Below are 1,348 nucleotides of genomic sequence, written 5' to 3' on the forward strand. Positions count from 1 at the left end.
CTTCCGACGTGTCTGAGACATCGAGCGAGCGACGGATCAGTGAGCGGCCGAGCGATTCCTCGATCGCCGGAGCGTCCGATCCGTTCACGCGGGCGAGCAAGATCGTGTCCGGCGAGGGGCGCAGCAGAACGAATGCGATCGAAGGTACTTCCACCGGCAGCTGCAGCAGATGCGGCTGCTGATGCTCGTCGGCGCCGGGGTCGGAGTTGGTTTTCAGAAGATCGCCCAATCCGGAAGCGATGTCTTTGCTATCGAGCAGATCCCACCGATGGATGCCGTGGGTCAGCACGCCGTTGCGGTGCAACCCAAGGTCAAGAAGGATTGCCTCCACCGTTACCACTTTGACGTTGCGAACCCTGCCCTTGCTCGTCACGAAGGCGCTCAAGTTGCTTCCATGGGTCCCATGGTCGCCAGCTATCTGCTGCTTCGTCACCCCTCGGCGGCTCTGCCCGTCAATCGCCACGCCCAGCCAATCAGCCAGCCGCGCAAGGCGCGGATCGGCTGGTGCTGGATCTGACTTCCTGGCGCGCATCGTCTTAGTTTTCCGGCTGACTTTCGTTAGAGTATTCATCACAGTTTGCTTTAATATGCGGAAATACACAAGCGAGCGCCCGTAGTGGAAATCCTGACAGTCGAGCTGGTCCCGCAGTCGATGTGGCGTTTCAACGTGCGCTCCAACGTCCGCCCCAAGACTTGGGATCGCATCAAGCGCGAGGTCGCCCTGCCGGCTGACTGGCGTTGCCAGATCTGTCGGCGTGCTGGCGCCAATCACCCCGTGGAGTGCCACGAGGTCTGGGAGTACGACGACCGCCGCCTGGTGCAGACCCTGACCGGCCTCGTTCCCCTGTGCCCGGACTGCCATCGGGTCAAGCATTTCGGGCTGGCGATGGCCCAGAACCGGACCCGGGACGCCCTGGCATGGCTCTGCCAGTTCAACAACTGGACTCCCGATCAAGGTCTGAGGCACGTCGCTGCTGCCATGCAGGTGCACAAGCGGCGGTCCACCCACGAATGGCAGCTGGACCTCTCCCTGCTCACCCGGCGGTATGGCGTCCGTCTGGACGCCAACCACCAGGAGATCTAGCTATCGCTGCTGCTGCGGCACTCCGTTGTCACGGGCGCCGCCACCACCGGATACCGGTGCTGTGCCGGTCCCCGGATGACGATAGCCTGGCGCACGCGTCCGCATCAGCTCCGCCTCCTGCGCCGCATCCCGCGTGAATTGCTGGTACTGAGCCGCCGCCTGGTCATCCTCCGCGGTGCGCGGGCGCCCCGCCGTGACCTGCGAGAGCGCTCGCATGGCCGCTGCGTGGTCCTGGAGCAGCTTGGCCTGCTCACGCTTCAGCTC

The 1,348-nt window shown here is 64.1% G+C and carries 3 protein-coding genes; 1 reads left to right on the top strand and 2 read right to left on the bottom strand.

Features of this window, described 5'->3' with window-relative positions; all coding sequences use genetic code 11:
- On the bottom strand, positions 1-571 hold a 571-nt coding region (locus tag AC04MI_RS25220), incomplete at its 3' end, for a hypothetical protein (RefSeq protein WP_476499050.1).
- 45 nt (positions 572-616) lie between these two features.
- Here AC04MI_RS25220 and AC04MI_RS25225 point away from each other — a divergent pair.
- Positions 617-1,084 (top strand): HNH endonuclease signature motif containing protein, encoded by a 468-nt coding sequence (locus AC04MI_RS25225; RefSeq protein WP_436001316.1) that lies wholly within the window; start codon positions 617-619, stop codon positions 1,082-1,084.
- Here the strand turns inward: AC04MI_RS25225 and AC04MI_RS25230 are convergent.
- Positions 1,085-1,348: hypothetical protein (locus AC04MI_RS25230; RefSeq protein WP_476499051.1), on the bottom strand; the 264-nt coding region annotated here is incomplete at its 5' end. It abuts the gene before it with no gap.

The sequence above is a fragment of the Acidovorax sp. LjRoot204 genome (assembly GCF_056175785.1).